This is a genomic window from Paenibacillus dakarensis, assembly GCF_001373415.1.
Taxonomy (GTDB): Bacteria; Bacillota; Bacilli; order Paenibacillales; family Paenibacillaceae; genus Paenibacillus_AQ; species Paenibacillus_AQ dakarensis.
In genome coordinates this window covers 1-24,417 of the sequence record NZ_CDSE01000097.1, presented here as the reverse complement: position 1 = coordinate 24,417, position 24,417 = coordinate 1, and the positions used below count along the sequence as shown (strand labels likewise).

The 24,417-nt window shown below is 45.7% G+C and carries 23 protein-coding genes; 17 read left to right on the top strand and 6 right to left on the bottom strand.

Annotated elements, in window-relative coordinates; translation table 11 throughout:
- Positions 1 to 6 precede the first annotated feature (6 nt).
- Positions 7 to 1,320 (top strand): alpha-L-fucosidase, encoded by a 1,314-nt coding sequence (locus tag BN1234_RS20440; protein ID WP_054958484.1) that lies wholly within the window; start codon positions 7 to 9, stop codon positions 1,318 to 1,320.
- On the top strand, positions 1,317 to 2,189 hold the full coding sequence (locus BN1234_RS20435) for a sugar phosphate isomerase/epimerase family protein (protein WP_054958483.1): 873 nt from the start codon (positions 1,317 to 1,319) through the stop codon (positions 2,187 to 2,189). The genes BN1234_RS20440 and BN1234_RS20435 overlap by 4 nt, the downstream gene beginning before the upstream one ends.
- 118 nt (positions 2,190 to 2,307) lie before the next feature.
- Here BN1234_RS20435 and BN1234_RS20430 read toward each other — a convergent pair whose 3' ends face one another.
- Positions 2,308 to 3,156 carry an AraC family transcriptional regulator gene (locus BN1234_RS20430; protein ID WP_054958482.1) on the bottom strand — a complete coding sequence of 283 codons (849 nt, stop codon included), beginning with the start codon at positions 3,154 to 3,156 and terminating at the stop codon, positions 2,308 to 2,310.
- A 127-nt stretch (positions 3,157 to 3,283) separates the two neighbouring features.
- Between BN1234_RS20430 and BN1234_RS20425 the strand changes: the two genes are divergently transcribed.
- Positions 3,284 to 6,304, top strand: coding sequence for a glycoside hydrolase family 2 TIM barrel-domain containing protein (locus BN1234_RS20425; protein ID WP_054958481.1), 3,021 nt, complete (start codon positions 3,284 to 3,286; stop codon positions 6,302 to 6,304).
- A gap of 356 nt (positions 6,305 to 6,660) precedes the next feature.
- Here BN1234_RS20425 and BN1234_RS20420 read toward each other — a convergent pair whose 3' ends face one another.
- The gene (locus tag BN1234_RS20420; RefSeq protein ID WP_054958480.1) at positions 6,661 to 6,945 is read right to left on the bottom strand and encodes a hypothetical protein; all 285 of its coding nucleotides are present in this window, start codon (positions 6,943 to 6,945) and stop codon (positions 6,661 to 6,663) included.
- Entirely contained in the window at positions 6,942 to 7,241 is a 300-nt protein-coding gene (locus BN1234_RS20415) for a DUF2089 family protein (RefSeq protein ID WP_054958479.1), read from the bottom strand. The genes BN1234_RS20420 and BN1234_RS20415 overlap by 4 nt, the downstream gene beginning before the upstream one ends.
- Positions 7,242 to 7,728: 487 nt before the next feature.
- Here BN1234_RS20415 and BN1234_RS20410 point away from each other — a divergent pair, with 487 nt between their 5' ends.
- The 14 genes from BN1234_RS20410 (at position 7,729) to BN1234_RS20350 (ending at position 21,865) form a co-directional block, all read left to right on the top strand.
- Positions 7,729 to 9,162 carry an SWIM zinc finger family protein gene (locus tag BN1234_RS20410; RefSeq protein WP_054958478.1) on the top strand — a complete coding sequence of 478 codons (1,434 nt, stop codon included), beginning with the start codon at positions 7,729 to 7,731 and terminating at the stop codon, positions 9,160 to 9,162.
- Between the two features lie 26 nt (positions 9,163 to 9,188).
- Positions 9,189 to 11,045 carry a HEAT repeat domain-containing protein gene (locus tag BN1234_RS20405; protein WP_054958477.1) on the top strand — a complete coding sequence of 619 codons (1,857 nt, stop codon included), beginning with the start codon at positions 9,189 to 9,191 and terminating at the stop codon, positions 11,043 to 11,045.
- Positions 11,046 to 11,070: 25 nt separating this feature from the next.
- Positions 11,071 to 12,174 (top strand): ATP-binding protein, encoded by a 1,104-nt coding sequence (locus tag BN1234_RS20400; protein WP_054958476.1) that lies wholly within the window; start codon positions 11,071 to 11,073, stop codon positions 12,172 to 12,174.
- A complete protein-coding gene (locus tag BN1234_RS20395) occupies positions 12,171 to 14,519 on the top strand; it encodes a DUF5682 family protein (RefSeq protein WP_054958475.1) in 2,349 nt (782 codons plus the stop codon). Before BN1234_RS20400 ends, BN1234_RS20395 begins: the two co-directional genes overlap by 4 nt.
- A 3-nt stretch (positions 14,520 to 14,522) precedes the next feature.
- Positions 14,523 to 15,731, top strand: a complete 1,209-nt coding sequence (locus tag BN1234_RS20390; RefSeq protein WP_054958474.1) for a VWA domain-containing protein — start codon at positions 14,523 to 14,525, stop codon at positions 15,729 to 15,731.
- Positions 15,732 to 16,058: 327 nt separating this feature from the next.
- Positions 16,059 to 16,562: a DinB family protein gene (locus BN1234_RS20385; protein ID WP_054958473.1), complete on the top strand. Its 504-nt coding sequence runs from the start codon at positions 16,059 to 16,061 to the stop codon at positions 16,560 to 16,562.
- 91 nt (positions 16,563 to 16,653) lie between these two features.
- The gene (locus tag BN1234_RS20380) at positions 16,654 to 17,532 is read left to right on the top strand and encodes a class I SAM-dependent methyltransferase (RefSeq protein ID WP_054958472.1); all 879 of its coding nucleotides are present in this window, start codon (positions 16,654 to 16,656) and stop codon (positions 17,530 to 17,532) included.
- Between the two features lie 190 nt (positions 17,533 to 17,722).
- A complete protein-coding gene (locus BN1234_RS22050) occupies positions 17,723 to 17,872 on the top strand; it encodes an RCC1-like domain-containing protein (RefSeq protein WP_370734263.1) in 150 nt (49 codons plus the stop codon).
- A 40-nt stretch (positions 17,873 to 17,912) separates the two neighbouring features.
- Positions 17,913 to 18,827, top strand: a complete 915-nt coding sequence (locus BN1234_RS20375; protein ID WP_054958471.1) for a hypothetical protein — start codon at positions 17,913 to 17,915, stop codon at positions 18,825 to 18,827.
- Positions 18,828 to 19,196: 369 nt separating this feature from the next.
- Positions 19,197 to 19,550: an acylphosphatase gene (locus BN1234_RS20370; protein WP_054958470.1), complete on the top strand. Its 354-nt coding sequence runs from the start codon at positions 19,197 to 19,199 to the stop codon at positions 19,548 to 19,550.
- A 116-nt stretch (positions 19,551 to 19,666) separates the two neighbouring features.
- Positions 19,667 to 20,056 carry a hypothetical protein gene (locus BN1234_RS20365; protein ID WP_054958469.1) on the top strand — a complete coding sequence of 130 codons (390 nt, stop codon included), beginning with the start codon at positions 19,667 to 19,669 and terminating at the stop codon, positions 20,054 to 20,056.
- Positions 20,057 to 20,094: 38 nt separating this feature from the next.
- Entirely contained in the window at positions 20,095 to 20,634 is a 540-nt protein-coding gene (locus BN1234_RS20360; RefSeq protein ID WP_054958468.1) for a histidine phosphatase family protein, read from the top strand.
- 30 nt (positions 20,635 to 20,664) lie between these two features.
- Positions 20,665 to 21,201, top strand: a complete 537-nt coding sequence (locus BN1234_RS20355) for an NUDIX hydrolase (RefSeq protein ID WP_054958467.1) — start codon at positions 20,665 to 20,667, stop codon at positions 21,199 to 21,201.
- 127 nt (positions 21,202 to 21,328) lie between these two features.
- Positions 21,329 to 21,865: a YcxB family protein gene (locus BN1234_RS20350; protein WP_054958466.1), complete on the top strand. Its 537-nt coding sequence runs from the start codon at positions 21,329 to 21,331 to the stop codon at positions 21,863 to 21,865.
- Between the two features lie 62 nt (positions 21,866 to 21,927).
- Here BN1234_RS20350 and BN1234_RS22040 read toward each other — a convergent pair whose 3' ends face one another.
- The 3 genes from BN1234_RS22040 to BN1234_RS20340 form a co-directional block, all read right to left on the bottom strand.
- Positions 21,928 to 22,116 (bottom strand): hypothetical protein, encoded by a 189-nt coding sequence (locus BN1234_RS22040; RefSeq protein ID WP_082423303.1) that lies wholly within the window; start codon positions 22,114 to 22,116, stop codon positions 21,928 to 21,930.
- Positions 22,073 to 23,254 carry a hypothetical protein gene (locus BN1234_RS20345; RefSeq protein WP_054958465.1) on the bottom strand — a complete coding sequence of 394 codons (1,182 nt, stop codon included), beginning with the start codon at positions 23,252 to 23,254 and terminating at the stop codon, positions 22,073 to 22,075. Before BN1234_RS20345 ends, BN1234_RS22040 begins: the two co-directional genes overlap by 44 nt.
- A 27-nt stretch (positions 23,255 to 23,281) precedes the next feature.
- A partial coding sequence (locus tag BN1234_RS20340) for an MBOAT family O-acyltransferase (protein ID WP_054958464.1) occupies positions 23,282 to 24,417 on the bottom strand: 1,136 nt, incomplete at its 5' end.

Below are 24,417 nucleotides of genomic sequence, written 5' to 3'. Positions count from 1 at the left end.
TTCAACATGAATCCGAGATTTGAACGAACCGCCACACTTATGGAGGACCGTTTCGGCCTGTTTATTCACTGGGGATTGTACGCGATACCGGCAAGAGGGGAATGGGTACGCAGCCAGGAGAGAATTTCCAACGAGCAATATCAGACGTATTTTGAAGAATTCAATCCTTCTCTGTACGATCCTCGAAGCTGGGCGAAGGCTGCAAAAGCGGCAGGGCAGAAATATGTGGTCATTACAACTAAACATCATGACGGCTTTTGTCTCTTTGACAGCAAGCTGACGGATTATAAAGCTGTCAATACACCGGCAGACAGGGATTTGATCCGGGAATTCGTGGACGCTTTTCGGGAAGAAGGAATCGCCATCGGTTTTTATTACTCCCTGATCGATTGGTACCATGCTGATTATCCGGCGTATAACGACCGGATTCATCCGATGAGAGGCGCGGAGTCTTTCAAGGATACAACCGGGAAGGATTTTAACAGATATCTTGATTACATGCATGGCCAAGTGAAGGAGCTGCTGACGAATTACGGGAAGATCGACATTATGTGGTTCGACTTCTCCTACGATGATATGACGGGTGAGGTATGGCGCGCAACGGAACTGATCGAGATGATCCGTTCCTTGCAGCCCGATATCGTTATTGATAACCGGCTTGGCGGAAACATAATGGCAGCAGAGCCAGAAGTGTACGCTGGTGACTTTTACTCTCCCGAGCAGATTATTCCGCCACGCGGCATTGTCAACGAGCTGGGAGAGCCGGTTCCGTGGGAGGCATGCATTACCCTGAACGGCAACTGGGGATATCATGCAGCCGACTCAGCCTATAAATCACCGCGCCAGGTAGTAAGAGCCCTTGTTGAATGTGTAAGCAAGAACGGAAACCTGCTGCTCAATGTGGGACCGGATGCAAGAGGGGATATACCTAAGGAATCGCTGTATATTTTATCTGCAGTTGGTGAATGGCTGAGGCGCAACGGAGAAAGCATCTATGGCTGCGGTATTGCAGAGCTTGATAAACCGGAATGGGGACGCTACACCCAGAAGGGGAATAAGTTGTACGCTCATGTGTTCGACCGCGGAATTGGACCGATCTATTTCCAAGGACTGAAGGGCAGAATTAAGAGGGCCCGGCTCCTGGCTGACGGAAGCGAGCTGAAGGTAGAAACGCCGTGGATGGCGGAGCAGTATTCGGATACGGGCAGCGGTGCCTTCATCCATCTGGCAGGGGGGGACCTTCCGGATGAGCTGGATACGGTCATTGAACTGGAGCTGTACAGCAGTGAAACGGGTGAACTAGGAGGTGAAAAGGCATGAGAGCAGGAATCAGCACTTACTGCCTATTGAACGCACTCAAGGCTGGAGAAATGACAGTGCTTGATGTGATCGATTGGATCGCTGAGCATGGCGGAGAGCATATGGAGATTGTGCCTTACGGTTTTACGCTGGAAGACCAGCCGGAGCTTGCTGATGCAGTTCGCGAGCATGCAGCGAAAGCGGGAATTAGTTTGTCCAACTATTCCATGCCCGCTAACTTTGTACAGGAAAGTCCTGAAGCCTTTGAGGCAGAGATGGATCGTGTTAAGCGCCATGTAGATACGGCTAACCGTCTTGGTATTAAGCATATACGCCATGATGTGACGGCCTTTACCCTTCCGCCGGAGAAGATGGGTATCGACTACCTGGAAACGAACCTCGAGCAGATCGTGGAGGGCTGTCGGATCATTGCTGATTATGCTGCCCAATATGGCATCACGACAACGATTGAGAATCACGGAGTCAGCGTTCAGGCTAGTGACCGGGTACAGCGTGTTCTGCAGGCTGTAGACCGTCCGAATTTCAAAACAACTTTGGATATCGGGAATTTCCTGTGTGTTGACGAGCAGCCGCTGGTAGGCGTGAAGCGTAATTTGCCGTATGCTTCCCTGATTCATGTAAAGGACTTTTATTATCGCCCATTCGATCAGAATCCGGGTGGCGGCGAATGGTTCCGTACCTCCCATGGTAACTACCTGCGCGGGTCCATTTTTGGGCAGGGAGATATTGACGTTCGTCGGGTGCTGAGAATGATTAAGGAATCCGGATATGACGGGTATATCACGCTGGAGTTTGAAGGAATGGAAGAGTGCCGGGAGGGGACGCGTCTTGGACTGGAAAACCTGCGGCGCATCTGGGATGAAGTATAATCACAGCCATAATCTATAGGTAATAAGCATAGTGAAGCGCGGATGCTGACTTTGGTCAGCCCGCGTTTTTTTGTTATTCCATTCATAAACTGGTCAGGGCAGCAGCAAGTATGATCCATTATTCCAAATCAATTTCATTTGAAATATTCTTAAACTCCATCGGGGTAACCCCGAATTTCATACGGAAGGCACGGGAGAAATACACGGGCTCCATTCCGACTTGTCTCGCGATCTCTGCTGCTGTTCTCTCGGGATGGGCTTTCAACAGTCTTGCTGCTCCAATAAGCCGCTGCTGTTTTAAATATTGTAGAGGAGTCGTATGATAGGTGTTTATGAACAGGCGAGTCAGTTGTTTTCGGGAGTACCCCAATTGCCCCGCTAGTTCAGTAATGGTGGTAGCAGGACGATTGACATGATCTCTCAGGAATCTGGCAGCTGCATGGGCGACAGCGTTTGAGCCAGAGAATAGACGATCCGCTGAGCTGTTATAGCGCTGTTTGGCGATCTCGGATAAGAAAGTTAGGAAAAGCTCCGATGATGTCCAATAATCATGCTCTGCACCGGATTTATTCCATATTTGTTCAATGAGCTCAAACAGACGATGGGTCTGCTGAACTGCAAAAATCTTAGGCACATCACCAAGTCTCCAGACTTCGAGAGAATTGGCTTCAGCGGAAAAGCTGACAAAGCCGACGTTCCAAGGCTCGTAACCTTCAGAAATATATTCATGTGGAATATCCGCCGGAATAAACAGGATTTGGTTCGTACTGACCATGTCCCATTTAGACTGTCCGAGCAGTCGGAATTTTCCTCTACCGGAGAAGGTGACGATGAACTGGTAGGCGGAATATCCTCTCAAGCGCGTCATCGGCTGCTGCTCCTCAGTTCCTACGGTATAGACAGAGAACGGGAGCCGCTGCTCCACATGCTCGGACAGTGCATTTATTCGAAGTGTAAGTATTTTCATGATCGTCTCCCGTTCTCTTGGATGTCCCTTTTGTACTATTAAATGTCGCTTTTGGTTTCTATTACGACCAGTATATCAGAATTTATACTAGAGGATAGTAACAGTGGAAAAAAGGGAGCTGAGAATAATGATTCATATACCGAAAATATGGGAAAATCTTGAGGTTATGCATCTGAACAGGGAAGCGGCGAGAACGGCTTATATTCCGTACGCTGATGCTGAAGCGGCTGCTTCAGGCAAGCGTGGACGTTCGCCGTTTTATCGGACATTGAATGGAAGCTGGGCATTCCGCTACTTTACAAGTGTATATGATGTGAAAGAACCGTTCTATGAAACCGATGCTGACGTTGACAGCTGGGATCGCCTGCTTGTTCCGTCCTGCTGGCAAACGAATGGCTACGATCAAATGCAATATACGAATGTCAATTACCCGATTCCTTGTGATCCGCCTTTCGTACCTGAGGAGAATCCAGCCGGTGCGTATGTGCGTGAATTTCATATTCCTGAATCCTGGAATGGCAAAGCAACGCATGTTGTGTTCGAAGGCGTGAATTCCTGCTTCTATTTGTGGGCTAACGGCCGATTTGTCGGTTATAGCCAAGGCAGCCGTGTTCCAGCGGAATTCGATCTGTCGCCATTTGTGAAGCCGGGAGCTAACAAGCTTGCTGTACTCGTGCTTAAATGGTGTGACGGAACTTATATCGAGGATCAGGACTGCTGGCGCTACACCGGCATTTTCCGTGATGTCTACCTGCTTGCCAGGGATGAGAAACGGATCCGTGATATTGAACTGAAGCAGGATTTGAATAAAGACTTCACAAGAGCGGTGCTTCAAGCGGCAATCGAGACTGCAGGCGGGGCTATGCAGGTCAAGCTGGAGCTGAAAAATGCTGAAGGACAGGTTGTAGCTGCAGGTGGAGGAAGCGTTGATGGCTCAGACACGATTGAGCTTGAACTTGCGAATCCGCTGCTGTGGAATGCTGAGAAGCCTTATTTGTACAGATTGGTTGTTCAATGCGGACAAGAGGTGCTGTCCTTCCAGGTTGGATTCCGCCGCATTGAAATTGAGAATGGCGTATTCCGCATTAATGGCGCAGCAGTAAAGCTGAAGGGTGTGAACCGACATGATTCGCATCCGGTGCTTGGACAGACGATTCCGGTTAATCATATGATCAAGGATCTCAATCTGATGAAGCGCCATAACATCAATACGATTCGTACTTCACATTATCCAAACGATTCAAGATTCCTTGATCTATGCGATGAATACGGCTTTTACGTAATTGATGAAGCGGATTTGGAATGCCATGGCATAACGAGTGCGGAGCATTGGAAGCCGGAGGCTTTCCACAGACTGTCGACCAACCCGGCATGGCGAGAAGCGTTTGTTGACCGTGCGGTGCGTATGGTGGAACGGGACAAGAACCATGCTTGTATCGTAATGTGGTCGATGGGCAATGAATCCGGCTATGGAGAGAATCATATCGCCATGCAGAAGTGGACACGGCGCCGTGATCCATCGCGGCCTGTCCATTATGAGGGTGCAGCACATGGGTACAAAGGAAATCCGAATATAGAATCGCTTGATGTGAACAGCAGAATGTATGCTTCAGTGGAAGAAATTCATCAATATGGTGCTGACCCGGCCAACACGAAACCGCTGTTCCTGTGTGAGTACAGTCATGCGATGGGCAACGGTCCTGGAGATCTGAAGGAGTATTGGGATGCCTTCTACGCTTATCCGAATCTGATGGGTGGCTGCGTATGGGAATGGAACGATCATGGGGCATTTACACATACCGCTGACGGAACACCGTTCTATGCTTATGGCGGTGACTTTGGAGATAAGCCGAACGACGGCAACTTCTGTATTGACGGGTTGATAACACCGGACCGGAAGCCGCATGTCGGCCTGCTGGAGCTGAAGCAGGTCATTGCACCCGTAGTAATTGAAGCCGAAGAACAGAAGCAAGGATTGTTCAAAGTAACGAATCTGTATGATTTCATAGATCTGTCTGGCGTTGCCCTGCACTGGAAGCTGGAAAACAAAGAGGGCCGCATTGTGAAGCAAGGCCAAGTAACAGAGCTTGCCATCCAGCCTCAGCAGAGCGGTACAATTCAAATTAAAGAAGTAATTGCAGAAGGAGAAGGTATCCTGACATTCTCCGTTCGCCAGAAGGAAGAGACCGTATGGGCCGAAGCGGGGTATGAAATATCGTTTGCCCAGTTCGAATATGAGGGTCAACAAGCTGAGACTCTGCGTTCTGCAGTGCCTGCTATTCAGGCCAAAGAAGAAGATGAATTGCTTGTATTGCTAGGGGAAGGCTTCCGCCATATCTTCGACCTGCGAAGAGGAACAATAAAGGGTATATCCAAGCATGGCGTCGAGATGCTGACGGCACCAGCTGCTTTTACCATCTGGAGAGCGCCAACGGACAATGATCGAAATGTGAAAGCCAAATGGCTCGCGGGTGGCTATGACCGTACTGGCATGAAAGTGTACGATACTTACTGGTCACAGTTGAATGAGTCCGTTGTTGAAGTGAAAGTAAGCTTCGCATTAAGTGGTTATCAGCTGTATCCGATTCTGAAGGGTGCAGCGGTATGGCGCTTCGATGGAAGCGGTGCGGCAGAACTGTCCGTAACCGCTGATGTTCGGGAAGAGCTTGTGTTCCTGCCACGCTTTGGATTGCGTCTTGAAATGGCAGAAACTACAGAAGAGATCGAATACGCTGGCTATGGTCCCCATGAGAGCTACGTCGATAAACGCCGCAGTTCGAGAAAAGGCATATACCTGACTACGGTAGAAGACATGTTCGAGAACTATATCTTCCCTCAGGAGAACGGATCGAGATACGGTACGGATTGGATGGTTGCATCGAATGAACAGGGCATGGGACTGCGGTTTGAGAAGATGAGCGGAGCGTTCTCCTTTAATGCGAGCCATTATACGCCGGAAGAACTGACCGAGAAGACTCATTCGCATTTGCTCCAGAAGAGCGGCAGGACAATCGTGCATGTCGATTACAAAATGAGTGGCGTCGGCTCGAACTCCTGTGGTCCGGAGCTGCTTCAGCAATACCGGCTGGATGAGAAGTCGTTCACTTTCGGTATCCGCATCGTTCCTGTGTTTAAGGAAGATGAATAAATAAGAGAAGTCATTTACAAGGGTGGAGCTAAAGACTAACGGGTTCGGTTGATGAGTACAAAAAAGTAAATAAAAGTATAAAAAGAAGTCCAATTCGTAAATGAATTGGACTTCACTGTAATCCAGACCCAATACACCCGGGCCGCTGGGCAACATTGAATTGTCATACTGTAACATTCTCTAATTGGTCGATTGCACAAAAAATTGAGCGGGCTATTTGATTTAAAAGATATAATTTATATGCAATAAAAGGGAGTGGAGAATGCCGCCTAAACAGTTGAGAGTCAAAGGAATTTGCGAACTAAAATCATTGAAAAATGAACAGAGGTTTGTGTCACTGACCGTATAAAACAAAGCTATATGTCTTGAGCCTTCATCTTAGTTAGTTCTTTTTTTTGTTTATTTTCTACAATCTTTCTTCCGCTAATCCAATAACCTATTAGAAATAGTTCTCCTACGATTCCGAAGAGGATTAGCTGTTTCACTGAATAATCAAACATCCCAGAAAAATGGACATAAATTGTCATTGTCAAATATGCAACCGGTAAAAGAGAACCCCAATACCCATTATTCCTTGTAGATAAAAAATATTGTACAGCAAGAGCCAACAGAACCACTAATAACGTATACCAATCATTCATTTATTTTTTACCTCCTTTTTGTATTTTTCAATGATTAATTTTGCATCTTCCAAGCTAATTCGTTCATCAATGGAGAGTTTCTTGATAAAACCTATAAACTCTTCATTCTCTAAATTATTATTTACTTCAATTTTTTGTATCAATTTATCTAATCGCAGCCTAACAGTTGGATAAGAGACTTTATAATATTTTGCTACCTCCTTTAATGAGCCTGAGTTAACGACAAAGTTTTTTATAAATTCAACATCTTCTTTGTCTAATGATAAAAGCCAACCGGGAATTTCATCTTTGTCCATAATATTCCTCCTCTAATTATATTTAGTTTTATTTTAACATTAACATTAATAAAATCAATTAAAAGTTTAATTTTATTTAATGCTTCTCCATCAAAGCCAAACAAACCACATAAAAAAGTTACCAAATCTATACGGATGGTTCTCTTACTTATTAGTATTTCGCACAAAAAAATCGTCAGCTAATGACGAGTTTTTGATTTTGTCTTCCATCCTTTTGTTTTTAAATAACGGATAGTCGAGCTTCTAACTTCATGATAAGGATGGATGGCGCAGATAAACCATTGTCTGCTAACTGGAGAGGAGCGTACATATATAAAGCTCCAACATTATACATATAAGGGATGAGCATTGTGGATAAATAGGAATGAATGTTCCTAAATAGGCCTTTAGAAGGGTAGGGTGTACGACCCAGATTAGGTATGATTAATGGTGTTGGATATTTTTGCTGTGTGCGAATAACAGCGATTTCAGGCAGGAGGGTATGAGTTTGGTAGAAATCACGGAGACTTGGATCGATTCGCAGGCACCGAACAGATCAGCTATTAAAAATGGACAGGGACTTGTAAAAAAAGGCCGGTTCCTTCAGCTGCATCATTCGGAGGACCATGCGGTGCTGTTTGGCACATGTGCCGGCAGCGGCAGTTCAAATTATCAGCCGTCCGCCGATTTTGCGGTACCGGAGAAGCCTGTTATGCGATGTACTTGTCCTAGCCGGCAGTTTCCTTGCAAGCATGTGCTGGGGCTATTATACGCTTATGCGGATGGAGCATCGTTTACACCGGCAGAAGTGCCAGAAGATTTGGCTGCGAAGCGGGAGAAAGCAGAGAAGCGGGAAGAACGCAAGCTCAAGGAGGCGGGCAGCGGAGCTGCACCAAAGCCTAAGAAGGTCAACAAATCCGCACTCAAAAAGAAAATTATTGCACAGCTGGAGGGACTGGATGTGCTCGAGAAGCTTATCCACTCGCTGATCCGCAAGGGACTTGGCACCATTGACAAGAAGGATATCAAGGTCATTCAAGACCATGTGAAGCAGATGGGCAACTTTTATTTGTCGGGTGCTCAGATCGAGCTGCGCCGATTGTCTTTGCTGCTTACGGAAGTCGAGGATCTGGAAATGGCATATACATATACGGCAGAGCAATATGCCGTAATGAACGCTCTTATCAAGAAAGGCCGGAGCTATCTGACCGCCAAGCTGGAGGACCCCGATATGACGCTTGATCATGAATCAACGATCGAGGAATGGCTGGGTCATGCCTGGCAGCTTACAGAGCTGCAAGCCTTTGGTCTTGTGAGCGAACAGGTCGAGATGGTTCAGCTCTGCTTCTTCAGCTACGCCGATCAGGCACGTATGGAATACGTGGACACCGGATACTGGATCCAGCGGGACAGCGGGGAGATACAACGTACGATTCAATATCGTCCCTTCAAGGCTGCAAAAATGATGCGGGAGGATGACAGCTTTTTCGAAGCTGCTAATGTTCCTCTGCTCTACCGGTATCCGGGTGATATGAACCGCCGGGTACGGTATGAAGAAATGACATCCAGGCCTGTAACGGATCAGGATATGGAATGGATTCGGCGTTTTGCGGCAGGGTCATATGCGGAAGCGGTCAAGCAGGTCAAGAATCAACTGAAAAATCCGCTGAGCGGTGCCAATCCCGTTATGCTGCTTCAGGTTTCCCGCATTACCCGAAACGCTGAAGGGCAGTATGCCATCACAGACGGGTCCGGCCAGTCGATCGGATTAAAGGATGTATTTATCGAACCAACGGTACCATTGCTCCGTTACCTTCCGGAGGAGAAGCTTAGCGGTGCTTCCATGCTGGTGATGTTTGAGCATGACATGATGACGGGGCGTCTGCATGCCCAGCCGCTGTCGGTCATCACGGACAACGATATCATCCGCCTGCTGTATTAGGATGGAACATGAAAGGGGAATAAGCGATGAGTACGGTGTTACTGCAGGATCTTTATCAGGAGATCAGGCGTTTATATATAGCGGGCAGCGATCTGGCTTATGGCGACTATCGCTTGAAAAGGCTGCTGCCGCAGTTCCGGCAGCTGGGAGAGCGCGCACCCGTGTTTAACCGGTTGGCCGAGGGTATCAGCGGATTAATTGAACCGGAATCCGGACAGGAGAGTCATTCGGCACAGAGGCTACAGGACTTGAATCTGCTGCTGAGCTCCGTACTGCACACTCAGGGTACGACAGCCCCGGAAGGAGAGCAATTACCGGTAGACCATGATCCGGTAACATTGACCTCACGTTTTTCATACAGGAAGCTGTCCGCGGTTAAGACAGCACTGACAACAACCGGCGGCGGTCGATATGAAATCATTAATGAAGCATGGAAGGAAGGCTTGTTCGAGGATCTTCGTATGGTAAATAATGCGATTGAAGCACTGAATGATCCATACCCTGAAATTGCAGAGCTGATGGGGAATCATATTTTGCCGGCCTATGGTCCGCAGATCGTTCCGCTCCTGATTGAGAGCTTTGATCCTACCGGGGGGAAGGCAGAATCACGAAAGCTGAGAGCTATAGCAACAGCAGGCGGCGGTGAAGTGACCGAATTGATTCGTCAAGCTGCCGAGAGCGGGAGCGATGAAGTAAGATCAACAGCGATCACGCTGCTTGCTAGTTATGAGGAATATGTGCCTGATCTGATCGAATGGAGCCGGAGCAAGAAGAAGGTAATTCGGGAGGCTGCTTACAGCGCACTTGCCGAGAACGGTTCGGATGAGGCAGTTAAACGATTGTATGAAGCTTCTCTAGGAAAAGACAAGGAGCTGGTAAATCCGGCTCTGTCCCATTGCCGTTCCGCCTTGTTGACGGATTGGCTTGTACGCGATATGGCGGCTGAGCTAAGAAAAGTTCCGGAAGCTATGGAAAACAAGGAAATGCTTGAAGAAATCTGGACGAAGGTGAAACGATATCTTTGGTCCATGCATGATAAGCAAAGCTCTGAGCTGGAGGAGCTGTACCGGAGCGTGCTTGAGCAGTATCCACTTTATATGAAGAAGCTGGGATGGGTTTTTCTGATGAACGAGGCTGTCAGTTACATGCGCCGTGTAGATTCCAGTGAAGCCCGGGAGCTGCTGAGACATAATGCCGAGCAGGATATGGAGCATTTTAAGCACAGCAGTTCTTTTGTTCAGGAAGTGTTCCAGAAAGCGGTCCAAGTGCTTCCGCCTGAGCAAATATATGAGCAGTATCAGGGGATATTGGTTGAGGGCTTTACCTCCTCGCCGCTCAGTAAAGCCGCCAAGGAGCGGAAAAGGCTGCTTGAAACCATATCGGATCTGGTTATCGACCGGCGTTACAAGGCATTCGAGGAAGTGATGCCGTTTGCCGGCAAAGACAGCTACACCTATTATGTGAGGATGCCTTCGCCGGAGAAGATGAAGGCTGGCTGGGATAAAAGATGGCTTGAGCTGTTTATTGAGCAGGATGAGATGGCGCTGGTCAGCGCTTTTGCCCGTCCGGGACATCAAGCTGCAGAAATCTATCTGCTGGGAAAGCTGAAGGATTCTCCCGAATTTCGCAACCGGTTTGCCAATCTGATTGTAATGGGTTTGGTTCGTACCGGGATCCGGGATGAGAAGCTGTTTGATGCTCTGGCTGCGGCATTGGAAGATGAGCGCAATAAGGACTGTTATATGATTGAGCCTTTTGTGTTTAACCAGCTTTGCCGGATGCCTGCAATCTATGAAGAACGCATTCGCGCCGTACTGGTCAATTACGAGGATACCGCAGAGGATCAGCTGAGGTTCATCCTGAAGCAAATGAAAGAGCAATAATACTTTAATTGAGGGAGTGGAACGGATGGCTTCAAGCGAGGAGCAATTACAGGATATTTTGCGTCAGCCTGCGGAAGTACTGTTTCGTCATGAGCTGGACGCACTTAAGCAGGAGGATACCGGTAAAATTCCGGTAGGTTGGCAAATGTCGCCTCAAGCGGTGCTCAAATTCATTGTGGGCGGCATGGCAGGAAATACGGAAATTACACCTAAATATATCGGAAACAAACGTCTAGTTGAGATGGCTGTCGCTACATTGGTAACGGACCGTGCGCTGCTGTTGATCGGGGAACCCGGAACAGCCAAGTCATGGCTTTCAGAAAATCTGGCGGCAGCGATCTACGGAAATTCCGGTTTGGTTGTGCAGGGAACCGCCGGAACGAGCGAGGAGCATGTCCGGTATTCCTGGAATTATGCAATGCTGCTTGCACAGGGTCCAACTCCGGAAGCGCTTGTACAGAGTCCGATCATGCGCGCGATGGAAGCGGGAGGAATAGCCAGGTTTGAGGAGATTTCCCGCTGCGCCTCGGAAGTGCAGGATGCGCTTATTTCTATACTGTCCGAGAAAACCATCTCGGTGCCTGAGCTAGGAAAAGAAATGAACGCCCGCAAAGGTTTTTCCATCATTGCGACAGCGAACACAAGGGACCGCGGGGTTAACGAGATGTCTACGGCCTTAAAGAGACGCTTCAATATTATCATCCTGCCAGCTCCAGCTGATCTGAAGACGGAAATCGAAATCGTCAAGAAGCGAGTCTCCGAGATCGCCGCATCTTACGACCTTCAAGCTGCCGCCCCCGCGGATGAAGCCCTTCTGAAGGTTGTTACGATATTCAGGGAGCTTCGAAGCGGCATGACGCTGGATAAGAAGGAGAAGATAAAGTCTCCTGCGGGTGTCATTTCAACTGCGGAAGCTATTTCACTTCTGACGAACAGCATGGCGCTTGCCGCGAGCTTCGGCAGCGGCGAGCTGACGGATGAGGATTTGGCTGCAGGACTTCAAGGCGCGATCGTTAAGGACGACGATAAAGACCGGCTGGTGTGGAAGGAATACCTGGACAATATTATGAAGAAGCGCGGCGCGGAATGGCGAGGCCTGTATAACGCCTGCAAGGAGATCAATCAGTGAATGCCGGCGGCGTACATATATTCGGAGTCCGGCATTTGTCGCCAGCCGGTGCGAAACATCTGCTGGATTATCTGGATGAGATTCACCCGACGGCCGTTCTTATTGAAGGCCCGTCAGACGCCAGCGAAGAAATCCGCCATCTGACCCATATCGCGACTAAACCGCCTGTCGCTATTCTGGCGTTTACCGAGGACCTGCCTGTCAGAACGGTTTTATGGCCTTATGCGGTGTATTCTCCCGAATTCCAGGCGATGAAATGGGCACAGAAGCACGGGGCTTACGCTGCATTTATAGACCTGCCTTCATCTTCAACAGTATGCCTGCAGGATATGCGGCGAGCCAAGCTTGCCCGCACCGCAGAAGAAGCCGATGAAGCTGAAGCTTCAGAGCCGGGGATTGCAGAGCCTGATCACGAAAGTCTGCCTGCAGAAGAGTCCGTTTATGAGCAGATCGCCGCGATCGCAGGCGAAAGCGACTATGATATGTACTGGGAGCGCAGCTATGAACATAATCTGAATCCGGGCTCTTACCTGCAGTCTATACTGGCTTTTTCCGGGGAGATGCGGGAGCTGTCAGAGAAAAAGGAGCGGCTTGAGGATACTTGGGAATATGCCTACAACGCAGTCCGAGAATCCTATATGCGGCGGCAGATTAAGGAAGCCATACAGGCTGGTCATCAACCGGATCGCATTGTGGTCGTATGCGGAGCATACCATGCCTCCGCACTCGGCAATCTGTCGGATTCCATGAGCGATGCGGAGATGAAAACTCTTCCTTCACGGAAGACGAAGCTGACACTGATGCCGTATTCCTATTACAAGCTGTCGTCTTTATCTGGCTATGGCGCCGGGAATGCGGCTCCCCAGTATTTCGAGATGATGTGGGAGCGTATGCAGTCGGGTTCCGTATCGGATATTCCTCATCATTATTTGTCTATGGTTGCAGGACTTCTGAGGGAAAAGGGGACATACCGATCAACTGCGGAAATCATTGAAGCAGTACGGCTGGCGGAATCTCTCGCAGCTCTGCACGGGGGAGCCGCTCCGGTGCTCAGGGATCTAAGGGACGCCGCCCAGACGTTACTCGGTCGGGGTGACCTGGAGGTTGTAGCCGAGGAGCTTGCCCGTACAGATATTGGTACAGCCATCGGTGAGCTGGCCGAGGGTGTCAGTCAAACACCGATTCAGGATGACCTGAACCGCCAGCTCAAGAAGCTGAAGCTGGAGAAGTACAAATCCGTTGTAGCCAACGACCTCGCACTGGATCTCCGCGAGAACCGGAGGGTAGCTTCGGAAGAATCAGCTTTTCTCGATTTGAACCGATCGTTTTTGTTTCACCGATTGAAGCTGCTTGGCATTCAATTTGTCAGCCATAGACCGAGCGGGCAGGAGCAGGGGGCATGGGCGGAGCATTGGGTTCTGCAATGGACGCCGGAGATTGAAATTCAGGTCGTCGAATCGACATTGCTGGGAGAGACGATTGAGGTAGCCGCAGCTTATACTCTTCATCAGAAGCTGATTGCATGCGCCACCATTGCCGAAGCCTCCGAGCTGATCCGCACAGCCTACGAATGCGGGATGATTCACCAGATGGAAGAAGGGCGTAAGACCATGCAGCGCCTTGCGGTCGACAGCCAGGATGTGGTACAGATTGCAGCCGCATCGCGGGAATTATCAGTGCTGATCCGTTACGGCGGCATCCGCCGGATGAATATGGAGCCTTTGGTGCCGATGCTGCAGCAGCTGTTTCTGCGGGCATGCTTATTTCTCGTCGACGGAAGCCGCTGCAATGATGAAGCAGCCGGTTCCATGCTTGGCGCATTGAATGAGCTGAATTCGGTTGCGGTGGAGCATGTGGAGCAGGTGCCTGAAGATCTGTGGATTCAGCAGCTTGAGCAACTGTCAGAGAGGGATGATCTAAATCCGCGCTTGTCCGGATTTGCTTGTGCGATTCTCATGGAGCGTAACGCCCTGTCTCCGCAGCAGTGCGCAGAAGAAGTATCAAGGAGGCTGTCCCCGGGCATACCTGCTGACCTTGGAGCCGGCTGGTTCGAAGGCTTGTCGATGCGCAACCGGTATTCGCTGATGTCGAGGCTGAGTCTGTGGGAGCAGCTCAATGAATATATCCATTCGCTTGAGGATGATGACTTTTCACGTGCCCTTGTTTTTCTGCGCCGGGCATTCAGCACCTTCTCCGCAAGCGAGAAGACGATGATCGCAGAGCTGTTAGGTGAAATCTGGGGCGTGAATACGGAACAGGCTGCCGAAGTATTGACCGGTGAGCTGAAGGAGGAAGAAACGAAGATGATAGACGAATTGAACGATTTTGATTTTGAGGATTTTTAGCGTATGAGTGACATGACGGATACAAAGATGGTGTCGCGCTGGAGGCTCATTCTAGGCCAGTCGGCGGAGCAGCAGCTCGCGTCCAATAGTCCCGGAGGATTATCGCTTACAGAGGAAGAGATGATCATGGATCGTGCGCTGGCCGCGATCTATGACAATACGGACGGAGCAGCAGAAAGCGGTGCAGCCGCCACCGGGCAGCGTGGTGCAGGGCAAGGGAAGTCAGCCCCTCGGCTAGCACAGTGGCTTGGTGATGTGCGCACCTATTTCCCGGAAGATGTAGTGTCCATTATTCAGAATGACGCTATGGAGCGAAAGGGCTGGAAGCAGCTGTTGTTCGAACCGGAGATTCTGGCTGCAGTCAAGCCGGATATTCAGCTGGTCGGCACACTTTTGTCACTTAAAGGGAAAATTCCCGAGAAAACGAAGGACACTGCACGCCAGCTGGTGAAGGCGGTTGTGGATGAGCTAATCCAGCTTCTGCAGGATGATATACGGCGGGCTGTGACCGGAGCTCTGAACCGCAGACATCATACACCGATCCCGTCGCTTAGCGGCATCGACTGGAAGCGGACGATCCAGCGCAACCTGAAAAATTATGATACTGACCGCAGACAGGTGGTGCCGGAGCGATTCTACTATTTTGACCGGGCCAAACGCAGCAAGGAATGGACGGTGATCGTGGATATCGACCAGAGCGGCTCGATGGCAGAATCCGTCATCTGGGCCTCGGTTATCGGTTCCATCTTCGCCAGCATTCCATCGCTTGACACCCGCGTCGTGGTGTTTGATACGGAAGTCGTTGATCTGACCGAGCAGTGTGCTAATGACCCGGTGGATATGCTCTTCGGCATACAGCTTGGCGGCGGTACGGATATTCATAAATCGGTTGCTTATTGCGAACAGTTTATTGAGGAACCGAAAAAAACACTGTTCATCATAATTTCAGATCTCTATGAAGGCGGCAATCAGGCCGGTCTGATCCGGCGGATGCGTGAGCTGCGGGAAGCGGGAGTCAAGACGATGTGTCTGCTCGCATTGTCTGATGAAGGCAAACCGTTTTATGATGAACAGGTAGCCAAATTATTGACACGTGATGGTACACCATGCTTCGCGTGTACTCCCGCGCTTCTTCCCCAGCTGGTAGAAGGTGCCCTTAAAGGGCATGACTTGGCGGATCTTGCGAAGCGAATAGGCACTAAGGGAATATAAAACGGAAAGTCTTAAGGTGGCCAGTTTCCCATTTGCCTCATAATAATGTAGGGAATCCTTGCCTAATCATTATGTTATTGTTAAACAACAAACGCGTGATAGGGCTATCGTTCTCCGCTTGGCAGATGTATAATCATGGAAGAAGCTTAATCAACTAACGACCCAACCTAAGATAATAAGTTATCTATGGCTGGGTCGTTTCGTGAATACGGAATTGTTATAGGAATTCAGCGAATCAGAAGGATCCGGAGCATTACTTAACCCTTAAAAGTCATTAATCATGCAACGGATCATGGGAGCCTATCTTTTTAAGAAAGGGAGTTTTCTATGGAACTTCAAGAAATTAAACAACAATTAAAAGAGACTAGGGACGAATTGCTTGTAATTCTTAACGAGTTGAGCGGAGATCAATTAAACGAACAGAAAGACATAGATAGTTGGAGTATTAGTCAGGTTTGCTACCACTTATTTAAGACTGAAGAATTATATGTTGTAGCACTAAAGAGAGGATTAAAGAGCAGCGAAGATGCATTTATAGAAACTAAACCAGTAGATTTACTGCTTGATCGAACTAAAAAGTTAAATGCTCCCGACATTGCTAAACCAACGGATGAATTCTTAGAATATCAAGAGATTATTGAGAGTTTAAAGCTATCGAGACAAAAGTTGCATGAACTATTAGATACAATAGAAGACCCATCTGTGCTGAGTAAAAGATATTATGTTCATCCTGTCTTCAAAGAGATGTTATTAATGGATTGGCTTAAATCACTGTACTTACATGAGCAAAGACATATTAAACAAATTCAAGAAATTATTGAGTGTGTTTAAATTAGGGTCTAGAGATGCGATGAATTGACCCACTGAACGTGTGATGATGGAAGTATATGTTAATGTCTTTTAGAAGTAAGGAGAACCTATAATGACTGATTACTATTGGGATAATCAAATTGATTATCTTAGGAATACGCGGAAATTATATTATAATGATGATTATTTAGAGTTTTTGATCAAGATGGTTTGGAAGATTACTAATCCAATAAATATAATAGATTTTGGGTGCGGATATGGATTTCTAGGTCTTAAGTTATTGCCTATGCTTCCTGAAGGTTCAACCTATACAGGAGTAGATAAAGGAGAAGAGCTCCTATGCCAAGCGAAGAAGATATTCAACCATACGTCTTTGGAAGCAAACTTTATTCAAGGTGATATTGAAGAGATCAACATTGAGTGTAAGTATGGCGTAGCAGTGTGTCATGCTTTTTTGTTACATATGACGGACGCACGAAAGATCATACAGAAGATGATAGATAGTGTATCTGATGGAGGGAGAGTGATTTGTTTTGAACCACATTGGATATCAAATATGGCGAGTTATTATTTGGATGGAATTGAACAATCTCAAATAGTGAATTTAGGGGTCTTGCAAAAGCTGTATGAGGCAGATTCAAAACGTAATGGTAAGGACGGAAATATTGGACCTCGTGTACCGATAATGCTTAGTCAGCTGGGATTGAGAGATGTAGAATGCAGAGTAAGTGATAAGGTAAATATTTTTGATCAGAATACAGAGTTTGAGGATAAAGAAGCTCTTTATTCAGCACTCAAAGAAGAAGGACTTGGACAGGAGCCAGGTGAATGGAATGAAGTAATTGAGAGATTAATGGCAAGGGGTTTGTCCCGAGAAGAGGCTCGAACCCAGTACGAAGCAGAAGAATCCCTTTCTAAAAATTTTAAATTAAATTCAGGGTTGACTTATACACCTGGAATGAAGATATCTTATGGAGTAGTAAGACGATAGAGGTATCTCATAAGCACACAGGCATCAGTTAACAAAGCGTTAACACCTACTAGGGTGGGTTCACTTGGTCTGCCAAAAAAAGTGATTTCAATAGTCTTATTCAACAGTATACTTTATTTAGTCCACTTATCGATTATATTGAAATGAGGTAAATAAGGATTGCCCTTCACAGAAAAAAGCACCGATAGAAGTGATACGTTGGCCTAAAAATACGATAGCGGCGGGCCGTCGCCATACCGTTGGCCTTAAATCGGACGGTACCGTGGTCGCTGTGGGCGATAATACATATGGCCAATGTGATGTAGGCGGCTGGCGCGGTATAAAACTGCCCGGTAATTAATTTTGTGAGAGAACGGTTATAAAATTAAGGAGGAACGATCATGAAGCAGCTATCAAAGATAGACTTTAACAAAGCCAGAGAATTTATAAAGAGCAAAGCAAGGCCACTTGAGAAAGCATTATTTGAATATGAATTTGAAACAGGTTCTTTTCAATCTGTTATTGATGCACTGCTTCAATATCAAAATAACGATGGGGGATTTGGTAATGCACTAGAACCTGATCTTAGATGTCCAGAATCCTCAGTCTTAGCTACAACGGTTGCATTACAAATACTTGACGGTAAAGTATTGGATGATAATGTCAAGAGTATGGTTAGACAAACTATAGATTACTTATTGCATACATATAATGAAAAACGGAATGGATGGGATATTATCCCCAGAGAAGCTGAACATTCACCTAGAGCAGTATGGTGGGATTATGGTGCATTTCGAAATCATTGGGGAAATCCCAGTGCCGAAGTTGTAGGCTATTTGATAACATATAACTCAATAATTCCAGTTGAAATGCTTGATGAACTCGTTGAATATGCAGTTCAATATTTAATGCATGATTGTGATCTATCGGAAATGCATGAGCTGTTCTGTTATTTGCGTTTATCTGAAAAATTGAATGAACTGCAATACCGATTGATTGAAGAAAGACTTCATCAATTTGTATTGAATTGTGTCCCAAAAGAAACAGTTGATCGAAAGGAATATGGAGCAACGCCATTACAGATTATTAATCACCCGAATGCAAGGTACTATTCTGAATATGAAGATGTCATATCTAAAGAACTTGACGCTTTAATTGATGAACAAACGGATGAAGGGTCATGGGAACCAAATTGGAATTGGTATCGTTTCGAGGAAGAATGGGAAATGGCAAAAGAGGAATGGAAGGGGATTATTACACTAAATAATCTAAAGATCTTAAGAAATTTTCAAAGAATCGAAATAACAGAGGCATAAGAAGAGAGTTATCCCATGAAGATGTATCATTCACGTGAAGAACCTTATATGCAAAAATAAGTACGAATTCTGGTATGCTGAGGGGGAAATATGCTGTATTCGGAGTTATGAAAAGTCAGGTTTCATGAAGGATGGCATACTTAGAGACGAAGTTTATAAAAATGGTCAGTATGTGGATTGTATAATGATGAGTATTTTAAAGCATGAATATCTGAGTTGATGAATTAGTAATTGGGGTATTTCGTAATTACCAGAACGATATTAGAGGGAATGTACACCGGGTAATCAATCGTAAGAGATTTTTCTCTTACTTATCGTGTACTATGTTGAAAAATAATAACACAGCATCTTAAGGAGAGTTGCAGGATAATGGGACTTTTAAAGAAATTAAGAAATAGTTATGTAGAATGGCATGCTAATCGCACTAAGCTTCCGAGCGTCAAATCAAGTAGTGTAGTCAGAAAAAAGGTTACTTTTACAGGTAAAGTACAAAGGGTAGGGTTTCGCTACGAAACTTATTGTATTGCCCAAAAAATAGGGTTAACCGGATGGGTGAGAAATTTAGAAGATGGAAGTGTGGACGCAGAAATACAAGGTGAAGAGTTGAAAATTGATTATTTAATCCATTGCATGAAGTCATTGAAGCGGGCGTCTGTAAAGAATGTGACGATCATTGATTTACCTGTTTTGGAGGGAGAGGAAGAGTTTGCGATATTGGAATAGAGTGCCTTCCCGAACACCTGTCAGTATATAATTAACGGGCAAATCATATTAATAAGGGTCAGGGTCGTACATATATGGGGGGCATAACAATACGGTTTGAAATGAGGAGGTGTTGCATGGAAACTGACTTTGTTTACATAATAACTATTATGGTATCCATTATATTTGTCTCCATAGCAGTATTCCAGGTCTTACTTTCACTTGGTTTTCCATTAGGTGAATTTGCACTCGGTGGGTACCATAAAGTATTACCAACAAAATTACGCGTTGTTAGTGCAGTAAATGCGATAATTCTCTTATTTATGGGCCTAGTTTTTCTGCAGCATACTAATGTCTTTGATGGAATTAGCAATTTACCAACACACATATTAGTTTGGATTATAACCGTTTTTCTCGGTATAAATACACTAGCAAATTTAATATCCCAGAGTAAGAAAGAAAGACTTATAATGACGCCACTATCGAGCATTGCATTTATATTATGTTTAGTAATTGTTTTATCATAAGATATTTTGCGATAACCTTCACATTGCAGGGGGAAATAATGAAAAAGATCTTTCTTATTAGACATTGTAAGGCCGAGGGACAAGATCCCTCGGCCAGATTAACATTAGAAGGAGAAATGCAATCACAAGAACTTGCAATCTTTTTAGAACACGAAGATATTGAATTCGTTATCTCCAGTCCATTCCTGCGAGCGACTGAAACGATATCGCCGTTATGTCAAAAACTAAACTTAAATTATTCTGTCGACGAAAGACTGCAAGAGCGATTACTCAGTACGGTTGATCTTGCTGATTGGATGGATAAATTAAAGGATACATACATAAACCTTGACCTGAAATATGAAGGCGGAGAAACATCCCGGGAAGCAATGAATAGAGGAATTGAAGTAATAAATGAGCTAATAAATAGTCCATTTAAGAATTCGGCTGTCGTTACACATGGTAATTTGATGTCATTAATCTTAAAGTATTTTGATCATCGTATAGGGTTTGAGGAATGGAGCAAGCTTAGTAACCCAGATGTTTATATTATTGGAGTTGAAGATAAGGGAATAGCATTAAACCGAATTTGGATGTGATTTAGCTTTAACCAAAAAAGGATGGATAAAATGAGGTTGATTGGAAGAATAACAGATCGTGATATTTTAGGAGGCACCCCTGAATTTTTGGGAGCGGTATCAAGATATGCGTCAAGAGGTGTATTGGTGGATGATGAAATGAATGTAGCGATGATGTATATGTCCAAACTAAATCTATATAAACTGCCTGGGGGAGGAGTTGAAGGTAAAGAAACATTAGTTCAGGCATTTCTTAGAGAAATAAGAGAAGAGACAGGTTATGAAGCAGAGGTGGTTCATGAACTGGGGTATATTGAAGAACATAAAAGCAAAAATGATTTCATGCAGTTATCATATTGTTGGATAGCCAGAGCTCAAAGAAAAGTTACCGATGTAAACCTTAGCGAGAGTGAACAGCAACTCGGAATGAGCGTGAATTGGATGACCTTTAAAGAGGCAATAGAAGTAATGAATGAGTCTTTAATAACCTGTACAGATTATTCAACTAGGTTTATGATTTTACGCGATAAGACAATTCTTGATAAAGCATATTTATTTTGGAAGGAACTTCAAGAAAAGAGAGCCTAGGAAAGAAAAGAAATACAGATAGGCGAAGACAGTTTAAATTGAAGTTGCACTAGGATGGACACTTTAATGTGGCTCTGATCCGTATTATCCATCAAATCATATAACTAACCCGCAGGAGGAACCTCAAATGAACAACTCTGAAACCCTATCAGTAGTCATTCAGCTAACACAGAAGCATTATGCCTACTTTATAAGGCTGCACCAGAAGAAATCACTTATATTTAGCTTCTTTTTCTATGTATTACTCTTTATCGCGGTAATGTTGAGTAGAAATGACTTTGAATTTGAGACCGCTATAGTTGTCATAGGCCTTGTCGGTGGAATAATCACGAGTACGATCGTATTGATCTGCATGTATTTCTTAACACAATATCAATCCTTTAAGCATTTTAGATCAGATAAATTACTTCAGCAAAAACAAAACTATGAAATCAGCGATTCCGGAATATCCGTGTCATCTGACTCCGGTACAGCGCATATTCAATGGAATGAAATCTATAAGGCTGCAGAATCTAAACATATTATAGCGCTATATACAGGGAAAGGCAGGGCGCTTGTCCTTCCAATAGATATGATAGATAACCAAGTAAATCAGGGAACGGAGCAGCTCAAGGCTATCATTCGAAAGAATGTTTCCGGTAACAAAATAAATCTTGCAAGTTAAGTTGTGCGAACTAAAAAGGGAATCCCCAGGCCCACGAACCTGTAAGGATTCCCTTTTCGCTATTAAAAGTTCATATAAATAAATGATGACGTTTCGCCCGAGAAGAATAGAATGCCTAAGACAACGGCAATCATGGCAATGGCACCTGCGACCGTAACTAGACCCATATACAGTACGCGAGCGATCCGCTTGCCAAGCGAATATACCTCAGGGCTGCTTTCTTGTTCCTTGCTGCGTGTCTGTAATTCCATATGTCTTCAACCTTTCATATAGAATTTCACCAAAAATGGTGCTTCCATCATCAATCAGATGGGATGCGTCATGATAATATTCATGAGGAATGAGATTGTTCTCTTCATCATTAAACTCAATGAATGGATAACTACGGGATTCAATTAATGTCTGATAGGCTCCCATTACCTTGTGATAGTCCTGCCACTCAAGCATGTTATGCTCTGCAATCATCTGCTTGTCCAGCGGAGCGGTGTAGAATACAGCCTGCTTCTTATGCTTCTCTAGCAGATCCAGTGTCTTCTCCATCATGAACAGTCCGAAACTGTTATTGGGATCAAAAGGTTGTTCCCATGTATACAATGATTTATAGTGCTTGACGACATTCTTTTGTTGATCTTCCTTCAGCTTTTCAAAGGCACGAAACGGTGGAATATATGTCTCTTTAACCCCTTGCTTGGCATCACGTGCTTTTTGAATCTCACGGCGCATCTTCTCGGTTGTTGAGCGAGTTTTGAAGAAGCGATAGCTGAGAGCATCGCGATCATGATACAGGGTCCAATGATTCAAGACCCCGGTTGATACGGCATTGTGTACGCTGCTTGGCACGGATTCCTTGTCTTTTCTGCTGAACCCATCCAGCCATGCTCTAGGAATATTTTGATTTAACTTGCTCATAAGGGTCGGATACACAGCTACCGCCGCATCATTATCTGTTGCAGGCAGTATGCCGTAGTTAATCTCATACAGAACGAAATCTACCTTATCGATAACCGAGGCGAGGATTGCATAGGTTTCAACGAGACGCCCCCCGGATAATCCGAGATTAAGCACCTGCTTGTCCTTTAAATGCACCTGCAAAATACCGGAAGGCGTGTTCTGTGCTTCTTTAACCGTTGTTCCAAATACAGTAGAGGCGCCGAACATACCTACGACAGGCTTATCGAATCCCTGCTCTTGTATATGCTCAATCCATAGCGGAGTTAATACAATAGAATCATATTGAGGGACACGCAGTTCTTTCTCAGCATGCGATACAACATCTTGTTTCATCGTATTCACGACCGAGCCGGCCCATTGGGTTATTACGATTAATCCAATTATCGCAAGGATTAGCATGATTGGAATAAGTCTTTTTACGGGAAGCTTTCTAGCCATTATTTCAATTACCTCACTCTCTGAGCCTTATCTCAGACCAAACAGTCTTAACATCAAATCCCAGCCGTCCATTACGGGCAGAACGAAGAATACCCGGCTTAAGGTCACTCCGAAAAAAGTAACCCCAATCGCTAACAGGGTCGTTCCTGGCTTCAGCCACTTCGGTACTGGTTTCAGCTTAGGCTTCAATTCTTTTGCATAGAACCGGTGAATACATAGCATGACACCATGGAACATTCCCCACACGACAAAATTCCAGGCAGCACCGTGCCATAAGCCGGAAACGGTCATCGTACACATCAGGTTAAAATAAATACGAAGCGGTGGAACTCTGCTGCCGCCCAGCGGAAAATAGATGTAACGAGTCAACCAAGAACCAAGCGAGATATGCCATCTGTTCCAGAATTCCGCTATGCTTCGCGCCAGGTACGGGAAGCGGAAGTTCTCAGGTACCACGATGCCGAATAATCGTGCCGTACCAATTGCAATGTCTGAATAACCGGAGAAATCAAAGTAAATGACAAAGGTATATGCTATGAGTGAAATCCAAAGCGTCTCCATATCGGAGCCGACAATCCCTGCTCGGGAATACACTGGCTGTGCCAACAAGTCGATGGAGCCTGCCAGGACAAGCTTTTTAAAAAGGCCGATGCCAATTCGGGTTACCCCGGTAATGACGTGTTCCATATGTAAACGTGCAGTCAACTGCGGGTAGAACATCTGAAATTGCTTGATTGGTCCCGCCACCATTGTCGGAAAGAAGAATAAAAACGAAAAAAAACTGACCGGCTTATGCTCAGGCAGGTTTCCGCGTTTTCGCTCAACAAGATAATGAATTAATTCAAAGGTAAAATAGGATATACCAAGTGGTAATACGATGTCCTCAGCTTTTGGGAGAAATGGTTGATGAAAAAAAGCTAATAAATCATTGATCGTCATGATCAGCATATTGCTGTACTTGAAATAACCCAGAACAAGAATGACGCCAATAATAGTCGCTGCGTAAATCCACCGGCTTGTTCTTTGGATTGCTGCCTGGATAAGCACGAATGCAACTACAGCTTCCAGAAGCAGCAGGATAATAAACGGGCCAGCATAATAGTAGTAGAATGTGATTCCAGCTGCCACCAGAACAAGAGGTCTAAAGCGAACCGGGCTCGCAT